The sequence below is a fragment of the Rhizobium brockwellii genome, assembly GCF_000769405.2.
In the GTDB taxonomy this organism is placed as follows: domain Bacteria; phylum Pseudomonadota; class Alphaproteobacteria; order Rhizobiales; family Rhizobiaceae; genus Rhizobium; species Rhizobium brockwellii.
Map to the genome: position 1 here is coordinate 4,163,858 of NZ_CP053439.1, position 23,469 is coordinate 4,187,326.

Below are 23,469 nucleotides of genomic sequence, written 5' to 3' on the forward strand. Positions count from 1 at the left end.
ATGCCTTGCCCGCGACGGAGATTGGAAGGAAAACATGAGCCTGATCTATGTCATCAACGGTCCTAACCTCAATCTCCTTGGCAAGCGCCAGCCCCATATCTACGGTGACGAGACGCTCGTCGATGTGGAGGCAGGTTGCCGTCGAGTTGCGTCTGAACTGGGGCATGAAATCCGGTTCCACCAGAGCAATCGAGAATACGAGATCATCGACTGGATTCACGAGGCTCGAGAGGACGCGTCCGGGATTGTTATCAATCCCGCCGCATTCACTCATACCTCTGTTGCCATCCTCGATGCGTTGAACACGTTCGAGCCGCCGGTCATCGAGGTGCATATATCGAATGTGTACAAGCGCGAGCCGTTCCGCCACCATTCCTTCGTGTCCCAACGCGCAGATGGCGTTATCGCCGGTCTTGGAACCGAGGGCTATCAACTGGCCGTCCGCAGTATCGCCACCCTGATCAGGGCGACCAGCAGATAGCGTCAAAGCTGCTGAAAATGCGAGCGGACGAAGCTGGCGACCGTGCGAACAGCGGCTCGCGCGCCATGTGGAACCAGAAGGGCGATCTCAAGCGGTTTCAGCGACGGCAGGCCGCCGTCTTCCGCGGTCAGACGGCGGTGTCGCGAAGCGACAACCGAGGCCGGCAAAGCTGTAACCGCGGCACCCGCATCCAGCGCCGCCTGAATCGACGGCAGATGTGAGGATGTCCATGCCGCTCGCCATCCGATGCCGGCCTGGGTGAGAGCGTGGACGATATGGGGCCGTGCCCGACAATCTTTCTCTGGAAACAAGGCAAGAGGGAGGGGCCGCTGTCGCTCAATCTGCCCGTCCGGAGGTCCGCACCAGACCAACGGCTCGCGACGCAGCAACTCGCCGACGATTGAATCCGGTGCACGAGTGATGATAGCGAGATTGATGGTGCCATGTTCGACCATCGCCTCGAGCGAGCGGGAGAAGTCGCACTGGATCTCGACCTGGATACGGGGATTGGCACGCGAAAACTCTTCGATCAAAGGCTTGCCGAACAGCTCGATATAGTCGTCCGGCATTCCAAGACGGACATAGCCGCGCATGGCACCTGGATCGAGCGCTGCCAGCGCCTCGTCCTCGATCGCAATGATACGGCGGGCATAGCCAATCAGGATCTCGCCTGTTTCAGTCAGGTGCACGCCGCGTCTTGTCCGGTCAAACAGCTTCCGCCCGATCTGTTCTTCAAACCGGGCGATGATGAGACTGACGGCCGCTTGCGACTTGCCGATCCTCGTCCCTGCTGCAGTAAAGCCACCGGCGTCGGCCACTGCCACGAAGGTCGCGAGCGCATCTGTGTCGAAGTGCTGCATTTTGAACCTTGGAACTCGCTATGGGACGTGCGGCAAGCTGATCGTTCCGACCAAGCGAGCTTTACCAAAAGACCGCCGGACTGCAGATATCATTCTCCCTTTCCTCAAGTGAGTAAAGCGCTGGCCATGATGCGAACACGCCGATCTGGCCAGCCAATGTCTCAAGCGCATGGACACACACCATGTCGCACAAACCAGCCGCGTCCCAATGACCACGCCCCAGAATAGCCGGCTGCCACCACGGGCCGGTGTCGCCCGCCGCCTCCGCCCGCATCCAACCCGTCTTGCCGTGACACACAAAGATGCAACTGCAATACTAAAGGTCAGCGACTTGTAGATGCATTCGCGTAAATGCGATTAGGCTTTCGATGTGTTGGGCGACAGCTCGGCGCGTTTCCTCGACCTCGCCCCGGTCGATCGCCTCGATGATAACGAGATGTTCCGTGGAGTCCGGCTTCAGGCGATCTTTCAGGCGGTCGATTTCGAAGAGACGCGTGGTCGCCCGAAGCTCTCGCAGTACCTTTGCCATGACCGCGTTACCGCAATGATCAATGATCATATTATGAAGATTGTCGTCCGAGAACCAATGCGCGTCTGTGTGATACGCCGTCGCGCCCAAAAGGTCGTGGATTTCCTGCCGGACGCTCATCAAAAGCCGTCGCGGAATGGCGTTGATCGACAATACCGCTGCTTCAGGTTCGATCAACAATCTCAGTTTCAAGCTTTGAAGATACTCGCCGACATCCACCTGTCGCACGACGTAGTTTCGGCCGTCGCCCTTGCGAACCAGGCCTTCGCCCTCCAACCTCTGCAGCGCTTCGCGCAGCGGCGTCCTCGAAATCCCGAGTGTCTCGGCAAGCCTTGCCTCAACGATGACGTGCCCGCCTTTCAGCCGACGATGCCGGATCATGTCGGACACGGCCTTGTAGGTCAGCGATGCAAGATTGTGCTGCCCTTTCTCGGCAATTTTCCGACCCGGGGCCGCCAAAGCGTCTGTCACCGTTTGCCATTTCCTTGTTCTTTAGGGCGCTGGCCGCTCGACGCGGCACCGCGCTTTCCTTACGCGATCACTTGTTACATATGATAGCCGATTTGGAAAAGGACTGGAACGAGTGCAGATGGACGATGGTCTGAATGAAGTTGGCGACTCCAGCCTTGCTGACGAAACCTACCGTTCCCTGCTGGCCGATATTCTATCAGCCAGGCTTGCCGGGGGATCGGTCGTCCAGCAACGCCGCCTGGCGACAAAACATGCTGTTTCGCGTTCTCCCATGCGCCACGCGCTGGGACGTCTCGAAGGAGAGGGACTACTTGTCAGAAACGAAAAAGGTGTTCTCGCGGTCAGGGTCATCAGTCTCAAGGATTACCTTGACAGTCTCACTATGAGGATGCTGCTCGAACCGACTGCGGCAGCGCTCGCCAGTCCCCATGTTTCGCGACGTGAGCTGGACCCTTTGACAAGGATGCTGGACGAGATCGAGGCCGACCCCGAACCTGACCCTGAGGTGGTCTGGGCGTTTGACGATGCGCTTCACAACTATATCGCAAGCGAGAGCCGCAACCCCTTTATGGCAACCACGATCGCGGAGATGCGGCGCTACACAACGATCTTCGAGCGACAGCTGCCTGTCGTGCGCGCAAAGCCGGGCGTGCGAGAACATCGAGCGATCCTGCTTGCCTTGGCCGCCAACGATGCTGAGGCGGCTCGCCGAGCCATGACCGATCATCTCGAAGTCGTCCGTCAGGGCGTCCTTGCAAACTACTGAATCGACGAGCTGAGAATGCACTTGCATCTACGGCGAACTTTTGTATAAAAGTGGGATCCCACTTGAATGCAGGGTCGGGATCCAACGATAAAGAACCGAACTCCAGAGGCTCTCCATGCTCCGTTCACACTTCTCTCGCAGCGTTCTTGCCGCGTCCTTCCTGTCGGTCACAGCGTCTTTTGCGTTCGCTCAATCCTGCGAACCCAAAGTGGCGGCAGGCGAGTTGATCAAGCCCGGCACGCTCGTCATGTCGACCAATCCAACGCTTCCTCCGCTCCAGTTCATCGACTCCACGGGTGACCTGAAGGGCATGCGCATCGACCTCGGCAAAGAGATCGCCAAGCGCCTTTGCCTTGAGCCCGAATATGTCCGCATCGAATTCTCCGCGATGGTTCCGGGCCTGCAGGCCGGCCGCTGGGACATGATCAATACGGGCATTTTCTTCACCGAAGAACGCGCCAAGATCATGCAGATGATCCCCTATGAAGATCAGGCCATCAGCGTCTCCGTGGCACCAGATTCGAAGAAAAACGTCGCCGCAAAAGAGGATCTTGCCGGCATGACGATTGGTGTCGAAATCGGTGGTTTCGAGGAAACAAAGACGCGCCTTCTCGACAAGGAACTGCGTGACGCGGGCAAAGAAGGCTTGACCATCCAGACGTTCGATAATTTTGCCCTCGCCTATCAGGCTCTGCGGGCAGGCCAGGTGCAGGGTGTCGTATCGATCGACGCCGTCGCCAAGGAGTACGATTCTCGCGGGGACTTCAAACGGGCAATCAGCGGCCTTTACCCCGCTCCGGTTTCTGTCGCATTCAAAAGCCCGGCTTTGGCTGATGCGGTGTCTGCGACGTTGAAAGACATGAAGGCGGATGGGTCTCTAAAGGCGCTCTTTGACAAATACGGTCTGCCGATGGTCGCGGGTGACTATTCGGTCAAAGGCCCCGGTCGCTGAACTGATTTCAAAGATCGTCTAGAGATGAGGCGGGGCGCGACCACGTCGCGCCAAACCTCTTGCAGAAAGTCGTCTTCATGTCGCTTTGGAACTGGTCTGGCTTTTTCGGTTATCTGTTCAACCCCTTTATACTTGGCGGGGTGTTCACGACCGTTTGGCTCACCGTCGTCTCGTTGATTGCGGGGCTTATTCTGGGCTTTGCTCTTGCATTGATGCGGCGATCGTCGCGGCGGGTGCCATACTACAGTGCCAAGGCGTATATCTGGCTTTTTCGCGGCACGCCGCTTCTCGTACAGTTGATTGCGATCTACACGGCGCTTCCACTGTTCGGCATCAAGTTCACCGTCATAGAGGCGGCGTTGCTCGGATTGGCTCTCAACGAGGCGGCTTATCTCGCGGAGATCATTCGCGCCGGTATCGAAGCCGTGCCGGAAGGCCAGACCAGGGCAGCGCGCGCGCTCGGCATGACGGAGCGTCAGATCATGCGCTACATCGTCATGCCGCAAGCCTTCAAAGTTATCGTTCCGCCTCTCGGCAATTCGGTGAACGGTCTCTTGAAAACGACCTCTGTCACCTCCGTCATCTCGGTCGAAGAACTCCTTCGCCGGACCCAGGTTCTCATCCAGGAGCGGTTCATGGTGCTCGAACTGTTTGCTGTCGCGGCGATTTATTACCTCCTCCTCACAACACTCTGGGACTTCTTCCAGAGCCATATCGAAAAGCGTCTCGGTCAAGCCGGATCTCGGCTTTCCATTAACGAGAAACGCTAGAACCAGGATTTTCAAATGCAGAAGACGTTCCGCGGTGTCTACACCGTGATGATTACTCCCTTGGATCCCAGCGGCGCGGTCGATCTGAAGGGGCTGGCTTCCTTTACCGACTGGCAGGTCAAGGAAGGTATCCATGGTCTGATCCCTCTTGGATCGACGGGTGAGTTTCTGTCGCTCAGCGAGGAAGAGCGCGATAGTGTGGCGAGGACCGTCATCGAAACTGTCGCGGGACGGGTGCCTGTTCTGATCGGCACGGGAGCGGAAGATACGCGGGAGTCCATTCGCCTTAGCGTCAAGGCCGAGGCAATGGGCGCTGACGGCGTCATGATTATTCCGCCGTTCTATTCCACCCCAACGGATGACGAACTCGTTCACCACTACAAGAGCATTGCGTCTGCCGTGGCCATCCCGATTATGGTCTACAACAATCCCGCGACCGCAAACGTCGATCTGAAGCCGGAGTTGGTTAAGCGCATCGCCGAAATCGACGGCTGCGACTATATCAAGGAGTCCACCCTCGAAGTGACGCGCGTGCGCGATATCATCCGGCTGGCCGGCGACGATATGACTGTGTTCGGGGGTATTCTCGGGTTCGAGTCTTTCGTTATGGGTGCGCAGGGCTGGGTGGCAGTGGCTTCAAATGTTGCGCCAGGACCGATGGCGCGGATCTTCGAACTTGTCGCAAATGAGAAAAAGTTCGATGAGGCAAGAGAGCTTTACCTCAAATGGCTACCTGTCATTCAGGCGGTCGGGGGCCAGGCCTATGTCGCAGGAACGAAGTCACTGCTGACCCACATGGGATTTGGCGCAGGCCTGCCGCGCCCGCCGCGCCTACCGTTGCCGCCCGAGCAGGACGCCGCCATGAAGAAGCTGGTGGCCGATTTCGGTCTGACGTTCAGCGTCTGAGGAATTCCATGATACCCGTCGCTTCCATAAACCAGAGCTTGAGGCCCGACGATACGCGGGTCAGGCTCTCGGTCGACGGTCTGCAGATATTTGCCGAAAAAGGCATGTCTGTTGCCGCCGCCATCGAGGCGACGGGGCGGCATGAATTTTCCCGAGGCATCAAAGGCGACGGCCGTGGCCTCTTCTGTGGAATGGGTGTCTGTCACGATTGCCTCGTGACGATCGACGGAAAAGTCAGCCAGCGGGCCTGCATGACCACTGTCGACGATGACATGCAGGTCCTGCGCCCTGCTGCGCGGCCAGATCTTGCCACTGGTCAGATTGCCGATCTCTGCAGTGTGCCGCAGTCCTTGACGACAAGGACGATGGACGTTCTGATTGTCGGAGCGGGGCCTGCAGGGCTTGCCGCCGCGGAGGTCGTTGCTGCAGCCGGCGCCAAGGTGACTGTCATTGATGAACGGCCGTCTGCCGGCGGGCAGTATTTCAAACAGCCCTCGACACGGAGCGCCGCCGAGCATTTGAGTGGCGACGAGCAGGCTTTATCCGGCGCCGCGCTTATAGGGCAAGTGCGCGACCATGGCGTGATATTTCTAACCGCTACAGTGGTGTGGGGTGCCGCACGTGATAACGACGGTTCGCTTATTATCGCCTGCTATGGATCCGCCCAGGCGTTCTACTGCAAGCCGAAAATGCTCATCATCGCGACGGGGGCCTACGAACGCCCAACGCCGGTGAGGGGTTGGACACTTCCTGGTGCGATGACAACAGGGGCCGCCCAGACGTTGCTGAGGAGCTATGGCACCGTTCCCGGCCGAAGGATCATTGTCGCCGGAAACGGTCCTTTGAATATGCAGGTCGCAAACGAACTTCGAAAGGCAGGAGCCTCCATAGTCGCTTTACTGGAAGCAGCGCCGCCACCCTGGTCTCGGCCGATGGCAGCCCTCGGCCTTCTGACAACGGATCCCGCTCTCGCCCGCCACGGATTGCGCCAGATATCGTCGCTTAGGTCCACGGGCGTCAAGATAGGCTGGAATAGCGTGCTCACCTCGATCAACGGTTCGCAACGTGTCGAGAGCGTCACGTTCGCCGGACCAGGCGGCGAGACCAATCTCGATGCTGACACGGTCCTTATCGGCGGCAATTTCGCATCCTCCAATGAACTGTCCCGGCTACTCGGATGCGGCCATGAGGTCGTTGGCGGCGATCTGCGGGCAGTGCGAGATCTCGACGGTCAGACAACGCTTGCGAACGTGCATATTGTCGGTGAAGCGGCGCGTTTTGGCGGCGCGCATGTTGCGATGGCAGAAGGGCAGATCGCCGCCGCGGCGATTGCGCGAAAACTGGGCCTCCTTGTCCAATCCGACGAGAGCACAGCGAAAAGGCTCGCCCGCCATAGACGGTTTCAGGGGGCGCTTTGGCAGGTCTTTGCGCCGAAGGACGATGCAAAGACAAAGACGGCAAGTCTGCCAGATGATGCATTGATCTGCCGTTGCGAAGGGGTGACTTACGGTGTCTTGAGGACGCTCAGCGCAGATAGTGCGCAGGACGTTTCGACATTAAAGCGCCTGTCGCGTGCAGGCATGGGGCGGTGTCAGAGCCGCTACTGCGGCAAAGCGATCGCTGACGTTGCGAAGGAACGGCACCTCACTGGCGAAACAAGCGGTTTTCTGGCTCCGCAAATGCCACTTCGACCTATTCCGCTGGCGGCGCTTGCGGTCGAAAAGCCGGAATGGGGCGGCCACAAGCGCGCACTTTTGCCGGAAAAACCGCCAGTGGCGAGCCCTCAAGCTTTGCCGGTGGCGGAAACGTCCACGCTGGTAATCGGCGCAGGCATTGCAGGCCTTTCGACGGCGCTCTTCCTGGCTAGGGAAGGCGAGGACGTTGTGGTGGTGGAGCGCGCTTTTGCGAACTCGCTGGCGTCTGGAGGGAATGCAGGAAGCCTTCATGCGCAGCTGCTTTCCTTCGACCACGGTGCCCGAGCCGAAGCTGGCGGCGGAGCGGCCGCACAAACACTTCCCCTCCAGCGTGATTCAATCGCTCTTTGGGCGGCGCTGCAAAGCGAACTCGGACAGGATTTCGAGATGAAGGTCACAGGCGGCCTCATGGTGGCCGAAACCGATGACCACATGCGTTTTCTAGCGGAGAAGGTCGGGGTCGAGTGCGCGGCCGGGATCGATTGCCGCTTGATCGGGCAAGAGGAACTGCGCTCCCTGGAGCCTGCTCTGTCTTCTCACTTCGTCGGCGCTGCCTACTGCTCTCAGGAGGGCAAGATCAATCCTCTCGTCGCTACGCAATATATATTGGAGGCGGCACGGCGAGACGGCGCTCAAGTCTTCGAAAATTGCGAGGTCACCGGAATAAGGACCTCGGACGACGGGTTTGAGGTCAAGACATCGAGGGGCATCTTGCGGACAAAACGGATCGTCAATGCAGCCGGAGCCTTCGCTTCAAGGATCGGCGCGATGCTCGGTTTCGACGTGCCCGTATTCGGTGCTCCGCTGCAGATGGTGGTTACCGAGGCCGCAGCACCTTTGATCTCGTGTCTCGTCGCCCATGCCGACCGCCATTTGACACTCAAGCAGGCGGCAAACGGGAACTTCATCATCGGCGGCGGCTGGACGGCAGGCCTCGATCCCGTCCATCAACATCCACGCCCGCTACTGTCGAGCCTTGAGGGGAACCTTTGGGTTGCCCAGCACGTCGTTCCCGCTCTGCGCAAACTTCACGTCATCCGAAGCTGGGCGGCGATGAACATCAACATCGACGGTGCGCCGATCCTCGGCGAACATCCGTCAATGCCCGGGTTCTTCAACGCCGTCACTTCAAACGGCTATACGCTCGGCCCGATCGTCGGTCAGTTAACATCCCGGCTCGTTCTCGGTCGCGAGACCGCTAGAGCCTTGCAACCCTTTTCTATCGCGCGTTTCCAGAAAGGTCGGGCATGATTGAGATCACTGGCGTTACCAAATATTACGGTCAGTTCGCTGTCCTTAAGAACTGCTCGGTGAACGTCGAGCGCGGTGAGGTCGTGGTTGTCTGCGGCCCCTCGGGGTCGGGCAAATCGACATTGATCAAATGCGTCAACGGGCTCGAGCAGTTTCAGGAAGGTTCGATCCGGGTGCATGGTATCGAAGTCGGCGACCCGAAGACCGACCTGCCGAACCTTCGCACACGGGTAGGCATGGTCTTCCAGAATTTCGAATTGTTTCCACATCTGACGATCATCGACAATATCATGCTGGCGCAGAAGATTGTCATTGGCCGCAGCGAAACGGCAGCCCACGGCAAGGCCATGGCGCTTCTTGATCGCGTCGGGCTGACCGACCACGCGAAAAAATATCCAAGCCAACTCTCCGGCGGGCAGCAGCAGCGCGTGGCGATCGCGCGGGCGCTCGCGATGGATCCGCTTGCCATGCTCTTCGACGAGCCGACATCCGCGCTTGATCCAGAGATGATTTCCGAAGTGCTCGACGTCATGACCGGACTGGCAAAGGACGGCATGACGATGATGGTCGTCACCCATGAGATGGGATTTGCCCGCCGGGTGGCGACACGCGTCATTTTCATCGATCAGGGCGAGATCGTCGAGGATCGTCCGAGCGAGGAGTTTTTCGCGGGAAAACACAATCCGCGGACCGAAGCTTTCCTTGGCAAAATCCTGCAACACTGAAGGTCAGGCTTGTGAGCAACTACGATCTCATCATTCAGAACGGCACGGTGGCAACTGCTGCGGATGTTTTCCAGGCGGATATCGGCATTAAAGACGGCAAGATTGTCCAGATCGGGCAGAACCTGTCGGGTGCTGCGCGCACGATCGACGCCTCGGGCAAATATGTCCTTCCAGGCGGCATCGACATCGCGATCTGGGATCCAGCCATCGAACGGACCATCCATCATGCGGAACCGCATGATGGCGCAGACTATTCGCCTACGAGGGGATCGAGATCACCCTCTACGAGGGGATCGAGATCACCGGCTGGCCGATAACGACAATTGTCGCCGGAAAGCCTGTCGTCGAAACCGGTGTCCTGGTGGGCACCAAGGGCCACGGGCATATCGGAAAGCCGTGGCGAGAAAAATCAACAAGCAGTCAAATCTAACAAGAGCGACATCATGAAACTGAAAATTACAGCAGGGCCATTCATCTTCGACGCTGTTCTGGAAACTGCCAGAGCGCCCAAAACCTGTGAAGCATTCATCAAGCAGATGCCGTTCGATGGTAAAATCGTCCACGTTCGCTGGTCTGGCGAGGGCGTTTGGATCCCGCTTGGCGACCATGATTTCGGCGTCGGTTATGAGAACCATACAAGCCATCCGGCCCCCGGTCATATCATCCTTTACCCGGGAGGCATTAGCGAAACGGAAATCCTGCTTGCCTACGGAGGCGTCGATTTTTCATCGAAAATGGGCCAACTGGCTGGCAATCATTTCATCACAATCACCTCTAATCTCGACCAACTCGCCGAAATAGGGCGCCTCACGCTGTGGGAAGGCGCGCAATCCATTCGATTTGAGGCCGTGTCCTAGAGCATGATGCCGAAAAGTGTGGGCGGTTTTCGGCTGACATCATGCTCTAACTATATAATTTAGAACAGGATTCAGATTTTAGGCCGACCCGGCCTAAAATCATCCTGCTCTAGGCGCAATAGCGCGAGGCGACAGGGTTGACGCCGGCGTGCCGGCACCGCCTGACGCTGCGGTTGGCACGTTTCCTGCATTCTAGTCTTCGAGATTTTCTTCGAGATTTCCAAATGCTGGACGAGGCCCGAAATGTCTTTTGATTTTGACTTCGAACTTGCTAAAAGAGCGGCGCAAGAATTGCCTCCGCCGCAGAAGCAGCCCAAAACGCGTAAGATGTCTCTTCTGCAGAGGCTCATGGCTTCGCCGCCAATTCCTCCTCGCCCGTCTCTCAGCATTCTGCGCCCATATAGAGGTGGTGATGCGCAATGACGCTGTGATACCCCTGTCGAGCAGGTAAGGCGGTGCTGTGCCGACGGTCCTATTCCCGTCGAGGCGGCGTCATTTCTACAGATGCGGTGCGTGCGACACTTGACGAACTGTGTCGCCGGGATAGTCCATTGGAACGCGCCTGTTGCCCCGTTCCAATAGGCCGGCAGCCTCTGCTCCCAGCGACTTCAATAGCGCGCATCTTCAAGGCCACAGAAAGGGTCTACCGGGTTGGTGCCGAGGAAGGGCTTGCGACCGAGCATACAATCAACGACGGCTTCCTGGACGCTGTCCATGGTGGAGTACGCATTGATATAGGCCGGTACGCGCGGCGCATCGTAAAGGTGATAGGGATGCCCAAAGGAGATCATGGCGGAGGGAATATTCGTCCAGGGTCGGTACATCGCCTTGAAAAGGCCTCCACCACCCATCCTATGCCAGTCGACGAATATCCGGCCTCGAACGAGCAGCGACTCGTCGCCTAGCGCGTAGAGGACGAGGTCGAAGTCGTCGGGGGTCGGCACGATGTCCGGTCGGTCGATCGTGACTTCGAAACCTTCCTTCCGCAACAGCGCGGGTAGCAAAAATTTCAGTGGCTGCGGCATGAGCGGATGAATGATGCCGCCGTCGACCAGCAGCACGCGCTTTGTTTTCGCCGGATCGAGCGGAAAGATGCCATTGACGTCCTTCACAAGCGTAGGCGAGCGGCCGATGTATTCCCTTGATGCAGCGACATTGTCTGGATGCGCAAGCAGGTGGCGCGCTTCCGCCGCATCGGGGAGGACGTCTGACGGTTGAAAAAGTTTGAGATGCGCCTTGAGCGCCAGCACGCGGAGAACCGCTTCCTCAAGTCGTTCCGGAGTAATTCGTCCATCTTCGACGGCAGCCTTGACCCCCGCCATATCCTGCTCAGGTGCATCGCTGAAGAGGATCATGTCGCAGCCATTTGCGATGATATCGGGCAGCGTATCGAGGTGGTGGCCCCAGGCGGACAGGCCTCCCATGGGTGTCGCGTCAGAGACGATGATACCGTTGAAGCCGAGCTCGTCTCGGAGAAGATCAACGTTCAGCAACCGGGAAACCGAGGCCGGTCGGAAAGCTTCAAGCCCGGCATCTGGCATCTTCGATCGAATATAGGCCGGAAGCGAAATGTGCCCGCTCATGATTGCCAACACGCCTTCGGTGATCAGCGTTCCATAGAGCCGACCGAAGGTTTCCTTCCACTCGTCCATGGAAAGCGGATTGGTCGTCGTAACGAGGTGCTGATCGCGGTCGTCATATCCCTCGCCCGGCCAGTGCTTTGCGGTGGCGGCAACGCCATTTCGTTGGAGACCGTGGACATGGGCAACCGCGTGCCGCTCGATCTTGTTGACATCGGAACCGTATGACCGTGTACCGACAATCGGCGATCGGAACGCGGCATTTATGTCGATGACTGGCGTGAAGGACCAGCGCACCCCCATCGCGCGGCCCTCGCGCGCCAAGATTTCCGAGCTTTTCTCGGTCGCCTGGACGTCATCGACAGCGGCAAGGCCAAGTTGTCCCAGCACCGGAGTGCCGAAAGCGAAGGAATGACGGCTGCCTTCGAGGTCTGCGCTGATGATGGGCGGGACTTTGCTCTTGGCCACGAGGTCAGAGATGACCCGCCGCTCGAACTCGAGATCGGCCGTGAAGAAGCGGGTTACGCCGCCCGGCCTTAGTGAAGCAATGCGTTTGAAATCCTCTTCATCCGTCCCGATCATGATCAAGGTGAAGAGTTGGCCGATCTTGTCATCGAGATCGAGCGAGGCATAGACGTCGCGGATCCAGGATATCGCAGCGTCGTCGAGGTTGAACGGCGCTTTGCGAAGCTCGTCGTAGATCGTCATAAGTTCCCCCGTTGATCAACGCTCTGCGGATAGCCCCTGTGAATATGCACGCTATCCCGTCATAAGCCAGCGCGGTGATGTCAGGGTAAGTTCGGGAGCATTTTGGATATCTCATGCCGAGCGAAGCGCCACACCGTCGTCTTCTTGATTTCGCTGTCCTCCAGCGCCCGCGTCACCGGCACCTCATAAACCGCGCAGAATTCTAGTCGCTCTCTGGGCACGTAACTGCGTCCGGGGTCTCCGACCAGCACCCGCTTTCCGTCGGCTGCGAGCTTCGCGAACCAGGGAACGAGCGCATCGGCGAAAGCGCGGTCGTAGAAGACGTCGCCGGCAAGCACGATATCCGCATCGACGGCCTGCCCGATCAGATCGGCGCCGGTAAATCCGAGCGAAACGCGATTGGCCTCGGCATTCAGGCGGACTGCCGTCTCCGCCCAGGGATCGATATCGGCAGCCATGACCTCCCGGGCACCGGCCATCACAGCCGCAATGCCGACAAGCCCGGAACCGCTGGCGAAATCCAGCACCCGCTTGCCGCGCACCGTTTCCGGATGATCGAGTACGTAGCGTGCCAGTCCCTGGCCGCCCGCCCAGGCAAAAGCCCAGAAGGGCGGCGGCAGGCCGATCGCCTCCAGCTCCTCCTCCGTCTTCAACCAGAGCTCATGCGCCTCGCTTGCCAGATAGAGCGAAATCTCCGGCACATGCGGCGGCGGCATCAGGCTGGTATTGGCGCGGATGAACGCTTGCGGATCAGTCTTCAACGCGGCGGATTGTCCAGTCCGCCCATGCGGCAGACTTCGAGATATTCTTCCTCGGTGACCGGCTGCACCGAAAGCCGCATCGAGGTGACGAGCGCCATCTTGGCGAGCTTCTCGCTCGCCTTGACATCCTTCAGCGTCACTGGCTTCGGCACGTCGATGACGGCGCGGATATCGACGCAATCCCACTTCGGATCACCCTTGGCGGAAGAATCGGGATGCGACAGGGCGCAGACTTCGACGATGCCGACGATCTCCAGCCCGTCATTGGAATGATAGAAGAACCCTTTGTCGCCGATCTGCATCGCCCGCATGTTGTTGCGCGCCAGGTAGTTGCGGACGCCGGTCCATTCCGTGCCCTTTTCGCCGGCAGCCTTCTGCTGCTCCCAGGACCAGGAGGCGGGTTCTGATTTATAAAGCCAGTGCGCCATGTCACGCCTCCGGTTTGTTGAAGACCCAGTTGTAGGCCTTGACGTCGACGCTTTCGAATAGTCCGGCCTTGGCATAGGGATCGGCATCGGCAAGCGCACGCGCCGCCTCTTTCGAATCCGCTTCGACGATGATCAGGCTGCCGCAGGGCTTGCCGTCGTCATCGAGAAACGGGCCGGCGATCTTCAGCGTGCCCTCGGCATTCAGCTTGTTCAGATGCTCGATATGCGTCGGACGCGTATCCATGCGCACGTTCAGATGTCCCGGTTTGTCCTTGCAGAGAAGGGCGAAAAGCATGTCTGTCTCCTATTCGGTGGTGATCGGACGCGTCATCAGCTGCTCTATCGCCTCTGATATATCGAGCCTGCCGTCGATGATGGCGGAAACGGCATCGGTGATCGGCATGCTGACCTTCAACTCCGCCGCAAGCCGCGAGGCGACGGAGGCTGCAAACGCGCCTTCCACCAGCGCACCCTGCAGGGGATCGGTCTTTTCGCCGCGCCCGAGCGCGATGCCGAAGCGCAGGTTTCGCGATTGATGGCTCGTTGCCGTCAGCACCAGATCGCCGAGGCCGGAAAGTCCGCGCACCGTATCCGCCTGCCCGCCCTTGGCGACGACGAAACGCGACATTTCCGCAAGACCGCGGGCAATCAGCGCCGCACGCGCGGAATCGCCGATGCCACGGCCTTCGACGATGCCGCAGGCGATCGCCAGTACATTCTTCAGCGCGCCGCCGAGCTGCACGCCGATCCGGTCGTTGGAAGCGTAAAGCCGGAAGGTCCGCCCGGAAATCGCCTGAGCGAGCCGCTCCGCGGTCTCCATGTCGGCTGCAGCAATCGCCATCGCCGTCGGCAGGCCCTTGGCGATATCGGCGGCAAAGCCCGGACCGGAAAGCACGGCGATCGGATGGTCCGGCAGTTCCCGTTCCAGCATGTCGGTCAGAAGATTGCCCGTCGTCCGTTCGATACCCTTGGCACAGGTGACGACGACAGCATCCTTGGAGAGATAAGGTCCGTATTGCCGCGCCGCATCGGCCTGCGCCTGCGACGGCATTGCAAAAAGCACGATGGAGGCACCAGTGATCGCATCCGCCTCGGCGGAAAATTCCAACGTGTCGGGCAGGAGAATGCCGGGCAGCACCGCATCATGCAGCCGTTCGGCCTTCAGATCGGCAATCAGCGACGGATCGCGCCCGACGAGTGTCACGGCGCTGCGGCCGGCAAGCGCGATGACAGCGGCAAGCGCCGTGCCGAAAGCCCCGGATCCGACGACGGCGATGTTTTCACTCATGCCTTGGCCCCTCGTTTTCCGAAGCCGATCAGCGTTTCCGCATTGGAATCGAGCGGCCAGCGCGAACGCGGCTGCACGTCGAGCGTATCCGGCGCGGCACCGGTCGCCATTCGTTCCAGTCCTGCCCAGGCGATCATCACGGCATTGTCGGTGCAGAGGTGCAGCGGCGGCGCGACGAAGCGGAAGCCGTTCTTGTCGCACAGCGCCTGCAGCGTGCCGCGCAGTTCGAGATTGGCGGCGACCCCGCCGGCCACGACGAGCGCCGGCTTTTCGCCAGTAGCAGGGCCAGTAGCAGGGAATGTCGCCGGAAATTCCGTCTTGAACCGCAGCAGGCCGCGGCCGATACGGTCCTTCAGCGTCCGCGAAACCGCCTTCTGGAACGAGGCGCAGATATCCGCCACGTCCTGATCGCTGAGCGGCGCGATATCCTGCGCCGCCTGTCGCACCGCTGTCTTCAGGCCGGAGAAGGAGAAGTCGAGCCGTGCCTCGCCGACCAGCGGCCGCGGAAAATCGAAGCGCGCGGGATTGCCGTCCCGCGCCATCCGTTCCACTGCCGGTCCGCCGGGATAGGGCAGGCCGAGCAGTTTTGCCGTCTTGTCGAAGGCTTCGCCGAGCGCATCGTCGATCGTCGTGCCCCAGCGCTCGTATTGTCCGACGCCGCGCACCAGGATGAGCTGGGTATGGCCGCCGGAGACGAGCAGCATCAGATAGGGAAAGGAAAGTCCGTCCGTCAGCCGCGCTGTCAGCGCATGGCCCTCGAGATGGTTGATCGCATAGAGCGGCTTGCCGGCGGCTCTGGCGATCGCCTTGCCGGTCATCAACCCCACCAGCAGCCCGCCGATCAGCCCCGGCCCCGACGTGGCGGCGATGGCGTCGACATCGTTGAGCGACACATTGGCGCGCTTCAGCGCCTCCTCGATCAGCTCGTCCAGCGCCTCGACATGGGCGCGTGCGGCGATCTCCGGCACCACGCCGCCATAGGCGCTATGCTCGTCGAGCTGGGAAAGTACCACGTCCGACAGCACGTTGGAATGCCCCTCTGCATCGCGTTCGACGACCGCCGCGGCGGTCTCGTCGCAGCTCGTTTCGATGCCAAGGATACGCAGAAAGGGAACCATGAAGCCTGTTCGTTGATTGCGATGGGATGGAAACCCGTTTACGAGAACTCCGGTAACAACGGAATAGAACGGATGCAAACAAAACCTTTCCGGATCGGCACGCGGGGCAGCCCGCTGGCGCTTGCCCAGGCGCATGAGGCCCGCGACAGGCTGATGGCGGCGCATCATCTGCCCGAGGACATGTTCGAGATCGTCGTGCTGACGACCAAGGGCGACCGCATCACCGACCGGTCGCTGGCCGAGATCGGCGGCAAGGGGCTGTTCACCGAAGAGCTCGAACAGAAGCTTACCGCCGGCGAGCTCGATTTCGCCGTGCATTCCGCCAAGGATATGGCGACGAAGTTGCCTGAGGGGCTTTATCTGTCCGCCTATCTGCCGCGCGAGGATATCCGCGACGCCGTCATCGGCCGCACCGCGCGCAAACTGATCGACCTGCCGCATGGCGCTACCGTCGGTTCATCCTCGCTCCGCCGCCAGGCGCTGATCCGCCGCATGCGGCCTGACATCAACGTCATCACCTTCCGCGGCCTGGTCGAAACCCGCCTGCGCAAGCTCGAAGAGGGCGAGGTTGATGCCACCCTGCTGGCGCTTGCCGGCCTGAAGCGTCTCGGCAAGGTCGACGTGCTGACCGATATCCTCGATCCCGATACCTTCCCGCCGGCGCCGGCGCAGGGAGCGATCTGCATCGAAAGCCGCATCGGCGATACGAGGGTCGACGATCTGCTGGCGCCAGTTAACGATGGCCCGACTTTCGACACCGTCTCCTGCGAACGTGCCTTCCTCGCCGCGCTCGACGGCTCCTGCCGCACGCCGATCGGCGGTTATGCCGTCTGCGAAGGTGACCTGATCCGGTTCTCCGGCCTCATCATCACCCCCGACGGCCGTGACCAGCATGCGGTGACGACTGACGGCCACCGCCGCGATGCGGCAGCACTCGGCACCCGCGCCGGCCAGGATGTGCGCGCCAGGGCCGGCAGCGCCTTTTTCGACGACTGGCACTGAAGCGGCCATGCGCGTGCTCGTCACCCGCCCCGCGCATTCGGCCGAGCGAACTGCACAACGTTTGCGCGATTTGGGCCATGAGCCCTTGCTGCTGCCGCTGCGTCAGCCGCTGCACGACAGCGCCGCCGCCCTAGCCGCGCTTGCAACCACCAGCGGCGCAATCGCGGTGACCAGCGCCGAGGCCATCAGGGTCCTCTCCGCACTCGGCGAAAAACTTCGTCCGCATCTCGCCCGCCCGCTTTTTGCAGTGGGGGAAACGACAGCAGAAGAAGCGCGCAGCCTCGGCTTCCGATTGGTCGCCTCATCCCAGGGCAACGGCCGCGATCTCGCCGATCTCGTCGCGGCGGAGAAACCGGGCACGCTGTTCTACCTCGCCGGCACCCCGCGCGCCGAAACTTTTGAAGGAAGATTGCGCGAACTCGGCATCCATTTTTCCATCGCCGAATGCTACCGCATGCAGCCGGCCGTCCCCGATCCCGCCGAGATTGACGCGATCTTCGCTAACGGTTACCCGGACGCCATCCTCTTCTATTCCCGGCAGACAGCAGTGGATTTCTTTCGCGTGCCGGAACTGCGATCAGCCATGCCGGAACACAGCGGAATCCGCATTCTCTGCCTTAGCGAGGCCGTGGCCGAGGCCGTTCCGGTGGCTTTGAAAAAAAGCGTCGAGATATCACCGATGGCGGATGAGAAAAGTCTTCTGTCGTTCCTTTGAAGGCTCTAACCGCCCAAATTTGATCTAACCTCTTCCCTTAACTGGCATCACTGTCTAGTTTCGTTGCAATGCAGGATAAAGAGGACCTCATGGTATCGGGAAACCCGCCACGCCATTCGAAGAGCGCCGACGAGCCGGTCACGATCGACCTCGATGCACAGGAATTCGCCGCTGCAGCCGATACCGAAAAACCGGTAGACAATGAAACCGGCGACGCCGACAGCACCGCTGCCGCCGATGCCGGCCTGCCGCCCGAAACCGAGACTGCGTCGCATGCCGAATATGAAGAGAAGCCTGTGATGGATACGCCGGAGGACGAACCGGCAGCTCCGGAACCTTCCTTCACCCCTCCTCCCGAACAGCCTGCGCCGAAGAGCGCTGGCACCTCCGGTCTCATTGCCGCGGGCATCTTCGGCGGCCTCGTGGCGTTGCTTGGCGCCGGCGCCATCCAGTATGCGGGTTACCTCCCGGGCTCCTCCACGCCGCAGACGACATCGCCGGAGACGGCCAATCTTGCCGGCGAGATCGACGGCCTGAAGCAGGCCGTCGCCAACCTTGCCGCCAATCCGGTGAGCGCGGATGACGGCGAGCTTGCGAAACGCGTTGCTGCGTTGGAAACGACTGCCAAGGCCCCCGCAGCGGGCGCCCCGGCCGATTCGGCAAATGTCGAGGCACTCAACCAGAAGATTGCAGAACTGACCGGTCAGGTTGACCAGCTGCGCTCGACCCTTGCCCAGTCATCCGAGCAGCAGACGACGAACGGCGCCGATATCTTCAAGCGCCTCGAAGACGCCGAAAAGAAGCTGAACGAGCCGCGCGAGGACGTCGCCGTTGCCCGAGCGATCGCGGCTGCCGCCCTGAAGGCGGCGATCGATCGCGGTGGCCCGTTCCTGACCGAGCTCGACACTTTCGCCGGCGTCGCCCCCGACGATCCAGCCGTTGCCGACCTTAGAGCCTTTGCCGAAACCGGCATTCCCTCGCGCACCGAGCTGGTGGGCGAGGTTGCCGATGTCGCCACCGCGATCGTCGAAGCCGTCAACCAGCCGGACCCGAACCAGAGCTGGTCGGACCGGCTGATGTCGAGCGCCAAGTCGCTGGTGAGTGTCCGTCCCGTTGGTAATATCGAGGGCGAAAGCGTTGAAGCCATTGCCGCCCGCATGGAGGAAAAGGTGAAGAACGGCGACCTGCCCGGCGCTTCCGCCGAATGGAACAACCTGCCGGCTCTCGGCAAGCAGGCCTCCGCCGCCTTCAAGCAATCGCTCGAAGCGCGCATCCGCGTCGAGGAGCTGGTCGGCGGGGCGCTGTCGAAAGCGGTCTCCGGCACCGGCAAGGAGGGATGAGACCATGCTGATCCGCCTTGTCGTCTTCGCCCTCTTCGTGCTGCTTCTTGCCTATGGCTTCTCCTGGCTCGCCGATCGTCCGGGCGACCTCTCGCTGATCTGGGAGGGCCAGATCTACCAGACGAAACTGATCGTCGCCGCCAGCGCGATCATCGCCCTCGTCGCCGCCGTGATGATCGCCTGGTGGTTTGTCCGTCTCGTCTGGACCTCGCCGCATTCGGTGACGCGGTATTTCCGCGCCCGCAAACGGGATCGCGGTTATCAGGCGCTGTCGACCGGCCTGATTGCCGCCGGCGCCGGCAATGCGCTGCTCGCCCGCAAGATGGCCGCCCGCTCGCGCGGCCTGATCCGCGCCGATCAGGAACCGCTGATCAACCTGCTCGAGGCCCAGGCCGCCCTGATCGAAGGTCGCCATGATGAGGCGCGCGCCAAGTTCGAGGCCATGGCCAACGATCCCGAGACGCGCGAGCTCGGTCTGCGCGGCCTCTATCTGGAAGCCCGCCGTCTCGGGGCCAACGAGGCCGCCCGCCAATATGCCGAAAAGGCTGCCGACAACGCGCCCTATCTTCCCTGGGCCGCACAGGCGACGCTCGAATATCGCAGCCAGGCCGGCCGCTGGGACGATGCGATCCGCTTGCTCGAACAGCAGAAAGCCGCGCGCGTCGTCGAAAAGGCCGAAGCCAACCGTCTGCACGCCGTCCTCCTAACGGCGCGCGCCGGCGAGAAGCTGGAAAGCAATCCGACGGGTGCCCGCGACGACGCCCTGCAGGCGTTGAAGCTTGCCGCCGATTTCATTCCGGCAGCCCTCATTGCCGCAAAGGCGCTGTTCCGCGAAGGCGGCGTGCGCAAGGCCGCCTCGATCCTCGAACAGGCATGGAAGTCGGCACCTCATCCTGAGATCGGACAAGCCTATGTCCGGGCCCGCAGCGGCGATTCCACGCTCGACCGGCTAAAGCGCGCCGAGCGGCTGGAAGGGCAGCGCCCGAACAACGTCGAATCCCTTCTCGTCGTAGCCCAGGCAGCACTCGACGCGCAGGAATTCGCCAAGGCGCGCGCCAAGGCGGAAGCGGCGGCCCGCATGCAGCCGCGTGAGGCCGCCTACCTGCTGTTGGCCGACATCGAAGAAGCCGAAACCGGAGACCAGGGTCGCGTGCGCCATTGGCTGGCCCAGGCGCTCAAGGCGCCGCGCGATCCGGCCTGGGTGGCAGACGGCTTCGTGTCCGACAAGTGGCTGCCGGTATCACCCGTGACCGGCCGTCTCGATGCCTTCGAATGGAAGGCGCCCTTCGGCCAGATCGACGGTGCGCTCGAAGATGGTTCAGCCCCGGCCTCGATCGAAACGGCTTTGAAGACACTGCCGCCGCTGCGTGATGTCAGGCCGGAAAGCCCGGTTAACGACCATCGTATCATTGAGCTGGAACGCGCCGCGACGATTGCCGAGGCTGTGCGTCCCACGCCGGCACCGACCCCGGCACCGACATCGGCAAAACCGAAACCCGTCGAATCGGCCGCGGGCGATAAAGCGCCCGCGCCGAGCGAGACGAAACCTTTCTTTGGCGGACTGCCGGATGATCCGGGCGTTCGCGATCCCAGGGTGGAACCGGAACCCAAGACACGGCTCCGCCTTTTCTGAAATGGAACGAAAACCGCATGTTCGAACGCTTTCAGGCATTCTTCCAGAATCTCACCGCCGACCACCCGAAGAAAGGTTTTGCCCCTGATGATCCGCGCATCGCAGTGGCAGCGCTCTGCATGCAGGTCATGGAGGCCGACGGTCAGATCAAAGCCAGCGAAAAGAAGCGGCTGCGCAAGCTTCTGAAGGAGCAGTATGCACTCGACGGCAAGCAGCTCGATGCTCTGATAGCCGCCGGCCTTGAGGCCGAAAGCTCCGCCGTCGACTATTATCGCTTCACCGCCGACCTGAAACGCCATCTCAATACCGAGCAACGCCTCGAGCTGATCGGCGTCCTCTGGGACATCGTCTATGCCGATGGCGAGCGCAGCGAGATGGAAGACCATGTGATCTGGCGTATCGCCGATCTGCTCGGCGTCTCCTCGCGCGAGCGCATCCAGAAGCGGCAGGAGGCCGCCGCCAGGGTGACAGATGTCCAGGTTGCGCAAGATGATACCGACTGAGCAAAACCCGAACCGCGACGGGCGCCCGATCCTCATCGTCCTGCATCAGGAGGGGTCGAGCCCTGGCCGTGTCGGCCAATTGCTCGTCGAAAAGGGTTACCGCCTCGATATCCGTCGCCCGGTTCTCGGCCAGCCGCTTCCGACAACACTTGAAGACCATGCCGGCGCCGTCGTCTTCGGCGGGCCGATGAGCGCCAATGATCCCGATGATTTCATCAAGAAGGAGATCGACTGGATCGATGTTCCGCTGCGGGAAAAACGCCCCTATCTCGGTATCTGCCTCGGCGCGCAGATGCTGGTGCATCATCTCGGCGGCAAGGTGCAGTCGAATGCCGACGGCTCGACGGAGATCGGCTGGTATCCGCTGGACCCGACCGAGAAGGGTCGCCTGCTGATGCACTGGCCGAAGATGGTCTATCATTTCCACCGCGAGGGCTTCGAGCTGCCGCGTGGCGCCGACCTCTTGGCCGAAGGCGATGCCTATCCGAACCAGGCCTTCCGCTACGACGGCAACGCCTGGGGCCTGCAGTTCCATGCCGAACTGACTCGGGTGATGATGCATCGCTGGGTCGTGCATGGCGCCCATCGCTTCATCCTGCCGAATGCCCAGCAGGGCCGCGAACATCTCGAAGGCCGGATGCTGTTCGACGCGCCGCTGAAAGCCTGGCTGACCGAATTCCTCGATATCGTCTTCGAGGGAAAGACGGCGAAGGCGACGTCTTCTATCGCTCTTCGCGCCTAACCTTCTTTAAATCGATTTCGACGATGCGCTGGGCGCGTCGAGCGTATCGATCCCACGCAGTTTGGGGAAACTCGACGCCCAGATCGCTGCCACGACAAGCGTCCCGATCCCGCCGATGACGACCGCCGGCACAGCGCCGAAGAGCGCCGCCATGGTGCCCGCCCTGAATTCCCCGAGCTCGTTCGAAGCGCCGACGAAGACCATGTTGACCGCATTGACGCGCCCGCGCAGCTGATCCGGCGTCCAGAGCGCAATCAGGCTCTCGCGCACATAGACCGATACCATGTCGGCCGCCCCCATCAGAGCCAGCGCCGCGATCGAGACCTCGGTGTTGGTCGAGATGCCGAAGATGATCGTTCCGACGCCGAACAGGGCGACGCCGATAAACATGTAGATGCCGGCGCGATGTCTGAGCGGATAGGCGGCCAGGAAGATCGCCATGACGATGGCGCCAAGTCCGGGTGCGGCGCGCAGCAGTCCGAGGCCCCAGGGACCGAGGGTGAGGATATCGCGCGCAAAAATCGGCATCAGCGCCGTGGCCCCGCCGAGCAGCACGGCGAACAGATCGAGCGAGATCGCCCCGAGCACCACCTTTTCGGCACGGATGAAACTGAAGCCGCCGAGGATCATCGCCCAGCTCTTGGTCTCGCCGGTCGTCTTCTGCACCGGTTTCGGGATCATGTAGAGAAGGGCCGCACCGAGCACCGAAAAGATCACCGCCACCGTATAGGCCGTCGGCGCACTGACACCATAGAGCAGGCCACCGAGCACCGGCCCGGTGATTGCCGCGAGCTGCCAGGACGACGAATTCCAGGCGATCGCATTGGAGAGTGCCTCCTCCGGCACGAGATTGGGAGCCAGCGACTGTACCGCCGGCGACATGAAGGCGCGCTCGATGCCGAAGATCAAAAGCACCGCGAAGACAGGCAGCGGCGTAAAGCTTCCCATCAAAGTCATGACCAGCAGCGCCAGCGTGCAGAGCGCGCTCACCAGCGAGCAGAGGGCGGCGATCGCCCGGCGATTGTACCGGTCGGCCACCGAACCGGTGACGAGGATGAGCAGTAGCGACGGCAGGAACTGTACGAGACCGATCAAGCCGAGATAGATCGCGCTGCCCGTCTGGTCGTACATCTGCCAGCCGACGGCGACGCTGACGATCTGCTGCGAGAAGGAAAGCAGGAAGCGCGCGAAGAAGAACCGCGTGTAGGACGAATGCCGGAACGCGGCAAAACGGTCTCCGGTGGGCGAAAACGACATGGATGTTGTCCGAGGAAGCGGGCTGCATGGCCGCGAAGCCGCCCGTTAAATATGATCTGCCATGCGTTTCGACACAGCACTTGCCCGTTTAGTCGCCAATGTCTACATGTCTGTCAACAACGAATTTGGAGA

The 23,469-nt window shown here is 61.0% G+C and carries 23 protein-coding genes and 2 pseudogenes; 15 read left to right on the top strand and 10 right to left on the bottom strand.

The window, feature by feature from the left end; genetic code table 11:
* The first annotated feature begins 34 nt into the window (after positions 1-34).
* Positions 35-481, top strand: a complete 447-nt coding sequence (gene aroQ, locus RLCC275e_RS20420; RefSeq protein WP_033181847.1) for a type II 3-dehydroquinate dehydratase — start codon at positions 35-37, stop codon at positions 479-481.
* Between the two features lie 2 nt (positions 482-483).
* On the opposite strand, the gene RLCC275e_RS20425 is transcribed toward aroQ, so the two are convergent.
* The 3 genes and pseudogenes from RLCC275e_RS20425 to RLCC275e_RS20435 form a co-directional block, all read right to left on the bottom strand.
* The gene (locus RLCC275e_RS20425) at positions 484-1,341 is read right to left on the bottom strand and encodes a LysR substrate-binding domain-containing protein (RefSeq protein WP_033181848.1); all 858 of its coding nucleotides are present in this window, start codon (positions 1,339-1,341) and stop codon (positions 484-486) included.
* 151 nt (positions 1,342-1,492) lie between these two features.
* Positions 1,493-1,627, bottom strand: a pseudogene (locus RLCC275e_RS20430) (IS701 family transposase); the annotation flags it as partial.
* 30 nt (positions 1,628-1,657) lie between these two features.
* Positions 1,658-2,341, bottom strand: a complete 684-nt coding sequence (locus RLCC275e_RS20435) for a GntR family transcriptional regulator (protein ID WP_011653845.1) — start codon at positions 2,339-2,341, stop codon at positions 1,658-1,660.
* A gap of 112 nt (positions 2,342-2,453) precedes the next feature.
* On the opposite strand from RLCC275e_RS20435, the gene RLCC275e_RS20440 reads away from it, so the two are divergent.
* From RLCC275e_RS20440 to RLCC275e_RS20475, 8 genes and pseudogenes are all read left to right on the top strand, one after another.
* Positions 2,454-3,107 carry a GntR family transcriptional regulator gene (locus tag RLCC275e_RS20440; protein ID WP_171816937.1) on the top strand — a complete coding sequence of 218 codons (654 nt, stop codon included), beginning with the start codon at positions 2,454-2,456 and terminating at the stop codon, positions 3,105-3,107.
* A gap of 115 nt (positions 3,108-3,222) precedes the next feature.
* Positions 3,223-4,059, top strand: coding sequence for an ABC transporter substrate-binding protein (locus tag RLCC275e_RS20445; protein ID WP_033181850.1), 837 nt, complete (start codon positions 3,223-3,225; stop codon positions 4,057-4,059).
* 77 nt (positions 4,060-4,136) lie between these two features.
* Entirely contained in the window at positions 4,137-4,829 is a 693-nt protein-coding gene (locus RLCC275e_RS20450; protein WP_033182113.1) for an amino acid ABC transporter permease, read from the top strand.
* Positions 4,830-4,844: 15 nt separating this feature from the next.
* A complete protein-coding gene (gene dapA / locus RLCC275e_RS20455; RefSeq protein ID WP_033181851.1) occupies positions 4,845-5,735 on the top strand; it encodes a 4-hydroxy-tetrahydrodipicolinate synthase in 891 nt (296 codons plus the stop codon).
* Between the two features lie 8 nt (positions 5,736-5,743).
* Positions 5,744-8,680: an FAD-dependent oxidoreductase gene (locus tag RLCC275e_RS20460; protein ID WP_406659954.1), complete on the top strand. Its 2,937-nt coding sequence runs from the start codon at positions 5,744-5,746 to the stop codon at positions 8,678-8,680.
* Complete coding sequence (locus tag RLCC275e_RS20465) at positions 8,677-9,405, top strand: amino acid ABC transporter ATP-binding protein (protein ID WP_130707886.1); 729 nt, start codon at positions 8,677-8,679, stop codon at positions 9,403-9,405. The genes RLCC275e_RS20460 and RLCC275e_RS20465 overlap by 4 nt, the downstream gene beginning before the upstream one ends.
* An 11-nt stretch (positions 9,406-9,416) precedes the next feature.
* Positions 9,417-9,590 (top strand): annotated as a pseudogene (locus RLCC275e_RS34765) (dihydropyrimidinase); the annotation flags it as partial.
* Between the two features lie 258 nt (positions 9,591-9,848).
* Entirely contained in the window at positions 9,849-10,262 is a 414-nt protein-coding gene (locus tag RLCC275e_RS20475; protein ID WP_018072093.1) for a DUF3830 family protein, read from the top strand.
* A 608-nt stretch (positions 10,263-10,870) separates the two neighbouring features.
* Here the strand turns inward: RLCC275e_RS20475 and RLCC275e_RS20480 are convergent.
* From RLCC275e_RS20480 to tsaD, 6 genes are all read right to left on the bottom strand, one after another.
* Positions 10,871-12,550 (bottom strand): glycoside hydrolase family 3 protein, encoded by a 1,680-nt coding sequence (locus RLCC275e_RS20480; protein WP_033181853.1) that lies wholly within the window; start codon positions 12,548-12,550, stop codon positions 10,871-10,873.
* An 80-nt stretch (positions 12,551-12,630) separates the two neighbouring features.
* A complete protein-coding gene (locus RLCC275e_RS20485) occupies positions 12,631-13,311 on the bottom strand; it encodes a class I SAM-dependent methyltransferase (RefSeq protein WP_033181854.1) in 681 nt (226 codons plus the stop codon).
* The gene (locus RLCC275e_RS20490) at positions 13,308-13,739 is read right to left on the bottom strand and encodes an EVE domain-containing protein (RefSeq protein ID WP_027666901.1); all 432 of its coding nucleotides are present in this window, start codon (positions 13,737-13,739) and stop codon (positions 13,308-13,310) included. The genes RLCC275e_RS20485 and RLCC275e_RS20490 overlap by 4 nt, the downstream gene beginning before the upstream one ends.
* 1 nt (position 13,740) lies before the next feature.
* A complete protein-coding gene (locus RLCC275e_RS20495; protein ID WP_033181855.1) occupies positions 13,741-14,034 on the bottom strand; it encodes a YciI-like protein in 294 nt (97 codons plus the stop codon).
* Between the two features lie 9 nt (positions 14,035-14,043).
* On the bottom strand, positions 14,044-15,027 hold the full coding sequence (locus tag RLCC275e_RS20500; RefSeq protein WP_033181856.1) for an NAD(P)H-dependent glycerol-3-phosphate dehydrogenase: 984 nt from the start codon (positions 15,025-15,027) through the stop codon (positions 14,044-14,046).
* On the bottom strand, positions 15,024-16,145 hold the full coding sequence (gene tsaD, locus RLCC275e_RS20505) for a tRNA (adenosine(37)-N6)-threonylcarbamoyltransferase complex transferase subunit TsaD (RefSeq protein WP_033181857.1): 1,122 nt from the start codon (positions 16,143-16,145) through the stop codon (positions 15,024-15,026). The genes RLCC275e_RS20500 and tsaD overlap by 4 nt, the downstream gene beginning before the upstream one ends.
* Before the next feature lie 72 nt (positions 16,146-16,217).
* Here tsaD and hemC point away from each other — a divergent pair, with 72 nt between their 5' ends.
* The 6 genes from hemC (at position 16,218) to RLCC275e_RS20535 (ending at position 22,080) form a co-directional block, all read left to right on the top strand.
* Positions 16,218-17,147: a hydroxymethylbilane synthase gene (gene hemC, locus RLCC275e_RS20510; protein WP_033181858.1), complete on the top strand. Its 930-nt coding sequence runs from the start codon at positions 16,218-16,220 to the stop codon at positions 17,145-17,147.
* Between the two features lie 7 nt (positions 17,148-17,154).
* On the top strand, positions 17,155-17,862 hold the full coding sequence (locus RLCC275e_RS20515) for a uroporphyrinogen-III synthase (protein ID WP_033181859.1): 708 nt from the start codon (positions 17,155-17,157) through the stop codon (positions 17,860-17,862).
* A 68-nt stretch (positions 17,863-17,930) separates the two neighbouring features.
* Positions 17,931-19,202, top strand: a complete 1,272-nt coding sequence (locus RLCC275e_RS20520) for a COG4223 family protein (RefSeq protein WP_082229779.1) — start codon at positions 17,931-17,933, stop codon at positions 19,200-19,202.
* Positions 19,203-19,206: 4 nt separating this feature from the next.
* Complete coding sequence (locus RLCC275e_RS20525) at positions 19,207-20,835, top strand: heme biosynthesis protein HemY (RefSeq protein ID WP_033181861.1); 1,629 nt, start codon at positions 19,207-19,209, stop codon at positions 20,833-20,835.
* A 17-nt stretch (positions 20,836-20,852) separates the two neighbouring features.
* Positions 20,853-21,338, top strand: a complete 486-nt coding sequence (locus RLCC275e_RS20530) for a tellurite resistance TerB family protein (RefSeq protein WP_012759325.1) — start codon at positions 20,853-20,855, stop codon at positions 21,336-21,338.
* Complete coding sequence (locus RLCC275e_RS20535; protein ID WP_033181862.1) at positions 21,307-22,080, top strand: glutamine amidotransferase; 774 nt, start codon at positions 21,307-21,309, stop codon at positions 22,078-22,080. The genes RLCC275e_RS20530 and RLCC275e_RS20535 overlap by 32 nt, the downstream gene beginning before the upstream one ends.
* Positions 22,081-22,086: 6 nt before the next feature.
* Here the strand turns inward: RLCC275e_RS20535 and RLCC275e_RS20540 are convergent, their stop codons facing one another.
* Positions 22,087-23,337 (bottom strand): MFS transporter, encoded by a 1,251-nt coding sequence (locus RLCC275e_RS20540; RefSeq protein WP_012759327.1) that lies wholly within the window; start codon positions 23,335-23,337, stop codon positions 22,087-22,089.
* Positions 23,338-23,469 lie beyond the last annotated feature (132 nt).